3 protein-coding genes are annotated in these 7,140 nt (G+C 57.5%); all 3 read left to right on the top strand.

Translation table 11 applies throughout. The features are described 5' to 3' along the window. The first annotated feature begins 97 nt into the window (after window positions 1-97). The 3 genes from G372_RS0101345 to G372_RS0101335 all read left to right on the top strand — a co-directional run bounded on the left by G372_RS0101345 (window position 98) and on the right by G372_RS0101335 (window position 7,094). Entirely contained in the window at window positions 98-1,792 is a 1,695-nt protein-coding gene (locus tag G372_RS0101345; RefSeq protein WP_019624430.1) for a phosphotransferase, read from the top strand. Next, on the top strand, window positions 1,789-2,718 hold the full coding sequence (locus G372_RS0101340; protein WP_026340406.1) for a glycosyltransferase family 2 protein: 930 nt from the start codon (window positions 1,789-1,791) through the stop codon (window positions 2,716-2,718). Before G372_RS0101345 ends, G372_RS0101340 begins: the two co-directional genes overlap by 4 nt. 119 nt (window positions 2,719-2,837) lie before the next feature. Beyond that, the gene (locus G372_RS0101335) at window positions 2,838-7,094 is read left to right on the top strand and encodes a glycosyltransferase (RefSeq protein ID WP_244263178.1); all 4,257 of its coding nucleotides are present in this window, start codon (window positions 2,838-2,840) and stop codon (window positions 7,092-7,094) included. The last annotated feature ends 46 nt before the right edge of the window (window positions 7,095-7,140 follow it).

Raw genomic sequence — 7,140 nt, 5'->3', positions numbered from 1 at the left:
ATCGCCGAGGGGGCTCGGCTCCTACAGGTCTCGAAGCCACCGCCGCCCAAATCATTCGCCGGTTACCAACGACGGCATCCAGTCAGGCTGCAATCTCTTGATCCGCGCCATCCTCGACAGCCTGAAATGGAGCAGCCGCCTGGGCGCCAAATTCTTCTGGGCGGCCCCAACCGCGACCAGCGGCGTAGTGTTCTTCACCCTGGTGTCGCAGCTCTCCATGCTGCTGGCCTTCTTCCTCCCGTTGAAGGTCATCATCCTGCTGGGCTCGGACGGCATCCCGCGCTACTTCCCGCCGTCCTTCGAGCAGTTCGACCGTGACTCCCTGATCGTCTGGCTGAGTGCCGCCACAGTCGCCTTCTATACCCTGTACCTGCTAGCCGAACGCATCGTGGAGTTCGGCGGCGAACGTGGCTCAAGAACTTTGCTCGCCCGCAGCCGCAAGATGGTCCTGTTCGAGAACCAGGACGAACTGGCCGCTCGCGCCTACAAACGCCATGCCGAGGTGATCGCGGGAGCCGTGTTTCTGCTGCTGGCGCTGGGCATCCTGCTCTGGCTGTATCAAGGGGTTGCGCTCCTGGCTGCCGGATACGTTCTCCTGGTAGCCGTTGCACTCCTGGCCGCCCTAGCCGTAAGCGAAGTGTTCCGCGAACGCCTCGAGGACAACCTGGCCGGCTGGATGGGCGTGCTCTCGGGCATCGGCTTCATGCTGGCCTTCGCCTACCTGGTGATCGACTTCCTGTTCCTCGATCCACCCGGCCTGATCCCGGCGATCATCGCGCTGCTGCTCTCCCGCCAGGGCTTCAACCGGCTTTCGAGCCTCGTCTCGGACCTGGTGAAACAGCGCAGCCAGAAGGCCAAGCTGGATGCGCTGTTCTTCCACAAGAGCGCCTTTATCCCGGAAGAGGACCATAAGAAGGAAACCATCTGGACCCTCCTTGCGCCGGAAAAACGCCAGCAATGGGTCCCGGAGCTCATCGCCGAGATGTACGGCGAGCCCGCCCCCAAGGATCTGGACATCCAGTGGTGGCAAACCGATGTGGTCAACGTGGGCGTGCTGCATTGCCGTACGCCCGGAAAGCCGAGCATCTTCGTCAAGCTGTTTGCCCCCAAACGCAGCGCCTACGCCCTGCACGAAGCGACCCTGCTGGCCGACCCGCCCAATGGCTTGCCCAGCCCGCAATGGATCGGCGCCACGCAGGTGCGCGGCTTCCATTGCCACGTACTGCAGGTCGCTGAAGAGCTCCCGATCAGGCAGGGCGACACCGCCAAGGGCGTCGAAGAGATCCGCCAGGCCTTGCTGCAAGTCCCGCCGCCACAATCTCTGTTGACCCGTTACCAGCGATCCCGGCCCATGCTGTGGCAGCGCGTCAACGACAGCATGCTGGAACGCCTCCGGATCGCCGCCAGCGATTCACAGGCCCTCAGTGCCCTCGCCCAGCTGCGCGCTCGCCTACAGGACTGGCGCGACCAACTCGCCGCATTGCCCCTGGCGATTACCACGCGTGACGTTCGGCCCGGCAATATCGTAATGACCGAGGCAGGGGCGCCCACGCTCCTTCATTGGGGAAGCTGGGCGATCGAACCGGCCGGGGCCGGATCGCCGACCAAGCCCGAACAACTGCAGATCCTTGAAGAGCACGCGGCCGCGTCGGCACTGGCCGCGTTGAGCCACGAACTGGAGTCTTTGATTGACCACCAACGGTTCAGCCCTGCCGTCGCCCTTGCGCCCCGCCTTGTCGGATTGCTCGCGCGGCCCTTTGAGCCTTCCGCTAACGAGGGGCTAAGGGAATGAGCGGGAGTCCCTTATCCCCCAGCAAGCGGCACTCGAACAGCGCAGCGGAAGATTCATCTCGGCTGGTCTGCTCGGTCATCGTGCCCGTCTACAACCACTGGGGCTTGGTTCCGGGGTTGCTGGACTGCCTGCAGGCACAGACCTTCCCGCAAGAGTCCTTTGAAGTGCTGCTGGTGGACAACGGCTCCACGGATTACGAGCCGCCGGAAAGCCTTCCCGACAACGTTCGTATTCTGAACTGCGAAACGCCGGGATCCTATGCGGCCCGGAACATCGGTATCGAAGCCGCGGCAGGGGACTGGCTCGCCTTCACCGATGCCGATTGTCGACCCGATCCCCGGTGGCTCGAGGCCATGTTCGGCCAAGCTCAGCAGGAGGGACAAAGAGCTCTTCTGGCCGGCGCCGTCGAGATGTACACGGACTCCGCGTGCCCCAATGCCTACGAAATCTACGACCTGATCCGCGGAATCCCGCAAGCGCATTATGTGCGCCGCGGCTACGCAGCCACCGCCAACCTTCTGGTACACCGATCGGTAATGGCGATGCTGGGCGGGTTCGATTCGACGCGTTATTCGGGAGGCGATGCCGCTTTCTGCCGCCGCGCGTGCGCTAGCAGCTATTCCATCCAGTTCGTCAGCGACGCGGTGGTGCGGCATCCCGCACGCGAGTCCTGGAAAGAGGTAGTCTCCAAGGCCCGCCGCATCAAGGGAGGGCAGGTGCTATCGGGGACCATGCATGCGCGCGCCTACTGGGCCCTGCGGACGCTGATGCCGCCGCTCCACCTGTACTACCGATATGCGATGGCACGAGAATATAGCCTTCGATACCGGGTCATCGCACTGGCGGTCCAGTCGCGGCTCTGGGGACATGAGCTCCACGAGATGCTTCGGCTGCTGTTACGTCCCGCACGCCGCGAACGTCAATAGATGGTTAAGCAGGGTCTAGAAAGCAGCGACCCTCAGCCCAGCCCCGGATTCACGGCGGCGTTCCCACCAGATTTAGATCAAGCAACCAAGCCAGCAGAGAGAAGACCAGGAGAGACTCAGTGACACGCAGCATGGATAAAAGGGGGGGCCCGGAACGCCTGACAAGGCCGGACGACCACGACATTGCGGAGGGGGATCTCCTCCGTCACTGCCTGTCGCCGGCATCGTTTTGGTGGCCGAATTACCTGGAGTCATCGGCTTGGCTGGACCACGGCCCCTTTGCCTTCTGGCTGATCGACGCACACCGGCCCCGTACGGTTGTGGAGCTGGGCACGCACGGTGGTTACTCCTATTTCGCTTTCTGCCAGGCTGTTCAGGCGTTGGGTACCGAAACCCGGTGCTATGCCGTGGATCATTGGCAAGGGGATGAGCACGCCGGTTTTTATGATGAGTCCATCTACGAGCGTGTGAAGTCCCACAACGACACGCACTATTCGAGTTTCTCCCGCCTGGTCCGCTCATCGTTCGATGACGCACTCGAGCACTTCACCGACGGCAGCATCGACCTGCTGCATATCGATGGGCGCCATTTCTACGAGGACGTAAAGCACGATTTCGAGAGTTGGCTTCCAAAGTTATCCGACCGCGCCGTGGTCCTGTTTCACGATACCAACGTTCGAGAGCGAAACTTTGGGGTCTTCCGCCTATGGGAAGAGCTCCGTACCGAATTTCCGAGCTTCGAGTTCCTGCATGGCCACGGACTGGGGGTGTTGGGCTATGGCCCGGAACTTGCTCCAGGTCTCAGAACACTGTTTGCTGCCGCCTCTGACCCACAAGCTACAGTGGCTGTTCGGGATGCTTACAATAGGCTGGGTTCCTCTCCGAAACAGGCTTTCCAACACCGCGCCGAAAAGCACAGAGCCGATGAGAAGGAAACCGCACTTAACAAGAAACTGAAAGAGCGGGAAGGGGAGGTGAACCAGCTCTCCGCCAAGCTGGAAAAACAGCAAGAGAAACTGAACACGCTCTCCTCCAAACAATCAGCATGTCAGCGCTCCATCCGAGAACTTAGGAACTCGGCCAGCTGGCGTCTCACCTTCCCTCTTCGGGCTCTGTCGAGAGGCTTCAGGTGGATGGTCCGCAACGCAGTCCGGGTAATGAAGTTGCTTTGGTGGATCATGACCGGGCAGTTTCGTCGCGCGGCCAAAGCGGTACGCCCCTATTACCGACGCTACGTCCCTTTGCGTGTAAAGAGGATGATTCCCAAAAGGGTGCGTCGAGCCGCGAAGCGGCACTTGCCGGTATCGCAACGCTTCGGTTCAAAGGGCGACGATGCGCTGACCAAGGCAATCGCAAAAGCCCGCAAAACGTTCGATTCGGAACACTGGTCACCAGCTGTTGAACAGTGGGAAGCCATCTTAGCCCGATGTAGCCCCGGGGGTGAGGCGGAACGGCAAGCAAGGCTGTACACCAGTGTGGCCCGTCGTATGGCCAACCTTGAGTGCTACAAGGCACAGATCGACGACTACGTACAGTCCCGACCCATCGTGGCGCAGCAACGTGAAGCGAGCGGGGAGCCGAGAATTGCAGTCTATACGGCGATCTCCGGTGGCTATGACTCGCTTAAACTACCGGAGGTGGTTGATCCGCGCCTTGATTATATCCTGTATACCGACACAGAAATGCCCGGCACGGGCGTCTGGCAGGTTCGGCCTATCACCTTTTTCCACGACGACCCCACGCGCACCGCACGGTTCGTAAAAACGCACCCTCATTGGCTGCTTCCCGAATATGACGTCGTGGTGTGGATCGACTCCAACATCATGATCCTGGGAGATATCTATCCTCTCATTGATGAGTTTCTCTCGTCCGGAAAGGCCATCGGAGCGATCCCACATCCACTAAGGAGGACTATTTACGAAGAGGTAGAAGCGTGTGGGCGGGCGAATAAGGATGACTTGTCGCTGATGCACGATCAAATTGAACACTATCGTGCCCTCGGGTTCGTCCATGACGATCTCATCGAAAGCAACTTAATGATGAGTAACTTGCGGGATGCTCATTCTCTTTGTTCGCGATTCTTTAACACTTGGTGGGCAGAAATCGACCGTTACAGCCGGCGCGATCAGCTCAGCAAAAACTATGCGTTGAACAAAGCGGGAATTGAATGGCACCGTTTGTTTGCACGCCCCAACAGCGTCCGTAACCATCCTGACTTTGTTCTGGTCGGCCATGATAGCGGCCAAGGACCAGCCTCGACGCTGGTCAGGGGCCTTCAGGCGCCTGTGGTCGACCCATATGCGGGTTCTAGTTTTCTCGACGGGAAGGATGAACGCGTCCAAGCCCAGCGGCAGCGGAAAATAGACGTAGTGATCTGCGTGCATAATGCACTTGAGGACGTGAGGATTTGCCTAGACTCTATCGCACGAGCGAGGGCAAGTGAAAATCAAACGCTCATCATTGTGGATGATGGTTCGGAGGAGGCGACAGCCAGCTATCTAAGGGGGTTTGCGGAAAAGGCTTGGGTTCAACTTTATCGCCATGAGGAAGCAAGTGGCTATACAAAAGCCGCAAATAAAGGACTCGCTGCGTCAACGGGCGAGCTTGTCATTCTCCTGAACAGCGATACCATCGTGACCGCCGACTGGGCGGAAAAGCTTGCGGATGCTGTATTTTCCACGCCCGGTGCCGGCATTGTGGGGCCTATGTCTAGTGCAGCCAGCCATCAGTCCATTCCCGAGCATCAGGGTTCGAATAACCAGACAGCAACTAACGAGTTGCCGCCGTACATGTCGGCGGAGGACTTGAATCGCTATTGTGAGCAGTGGGCCACAGCAGGCGTTTTGCCTAGAACGCCATTAGTTCACGGTTTCTGTTTTGGTGTGACGCGGGAGGTTATTAACACGATTGGATTCATGGATGAGGAAAAATTTCCCAGAGGGTACGGCGAGGAGAATGACTACTGTTTTCGCGCGGTCGATAACGGATTCGGTCTGGTGGTGGCGGCGCACACGTACGTCTTTCACACGAAGTCAAAAAGCTATCTCGGCCCAGAACGGATCGCGCTCATGAAGGCGGGTTCGGAGACACTCGCCGCCACCTATGGACGCGCGCGCGTTCAACGGGCGGTCGCAAGCATGCAGGCTAATCCCCTGTTTGGCGAGTTGCGGCGGCGCGCGAAGGAGTTATACGCACAGAGATGGGCGCTCGAAAATGCAATTGACGCGAAACGAAATTCAGACCCGTTGGTGAGCTACCAGAAAACGTTTCGTGCGGCGGGGTTGCTGGACGAATCCTGCTACCAAAGGTTTTTGGAGGAAAAAGGCCTTAGTGGGTACGTATCCCCGCACATCGACCTAATTGTTCATTACCTACTTTACGGTCAGTTTAGCGGTGGGATTGGTTGCTCCCAAGCTTGGTACCTGCGTAGCAAGAACAAGGCTATAAATTGGCAAGACCTACGTGAGAAGCCACATACTATGGGAATGATTTCTATCATTGTCCCGGTTTATGACGGATTAGCCCTGACACAGCAATGCGTAGAGTCAGTCATACGGCATACGCAAGGTTTCGATTACGAGGTGATTGTTGTCGATAACGGTAGTGGGTATAAAACGGCGCAAGGGCTATTAGCGCTTCAATCGGCTTACCGAATGTTGCGAGTGGTTAGGCAAAACGAAAACCAGAATTTCGCGCTTGGGTCGAATCTAGGGTTTGCTGTATCGAGAGGAGAGTTTTGCGTCTTTCTTAACAATGACACTGAGGTACAAGAAAACTGGTTGAGACCATTATTAGATCCGATCGAGAAATCGGAGGTCTACGCCGCACAGCCTCAGTTGATCTACCCTGATGGTACGTTGCAGTGTATGGGCATAGTATTTTCGGAAAAGAGCGCCTTGGGTTATCCTATCTATCAAGGCATGCATCCGGAGGAATGCGCTGCGGATAAGCCTAGGCGTTTTAGAGCAATCACAGCCGCATGCTTGGCGATAAAAGCGAAAGACTTTGCCGACGTAGAGGGGTTTGATCCGATCTACATCAACGGGCAAGAAGATGTCGACTTGTGCTTAAGACTACACAAGGGGACCGGAAAAGAAGCCGCCTACGTGCCTGAAAGTAAGGTTGTACATTTTGAGTCGAAGACGCTAGGACGTGGCCGTTACGTTGACCAAAATAGGCGGGTGTTTGTAGAGCGTTGGAAAAATCATATTGTTGCAGATGATCTGCCTATGTATAAGAGTGACGGATTTCGAGTGAAAGATTGGAAGGGTGAAAAGGACAAGGAAGAAGTTATCAGGGGTTTTAAGCCTGTTCTAGACTCCGAGCCGGCGCGTGAACGTGCGCCTGTTGATGAGGTTTCGAGTCTCAATCATTGACCCACTGAAGCTTCATTAGAGTATTGAGTGATAGCTAGGAATGAAA

Origin of the sequence: Thioalkalivibrio thiocyanoxidans ARh2, assembly GCF_000385215.1 — a bacterium.
GTDB lineage: Bacteria > Pseudomonadota > Gammaproteobacteria > Ectothiorhodospirales > Ectothiorhodospiraceae > Thioalkalivibrio > Thioalkalivibrio thiocyanoxidans.
The sequence above is the reverse complement of the archived record's forward strand: the minus strand, read 5'-3'. Positions and strand labels throughout refer to the sequence as shown.

Bases quoted from the DNA above. Each gene is read 5' to 3' on its own strand.
- G372_RS0101340 (WP_026340406.1), top strand. From the start codon at position 1,789: ATGAGCGGGAGTCCCTTATCCCCCAGCAAGCGGCACTCGAACAGCGCA.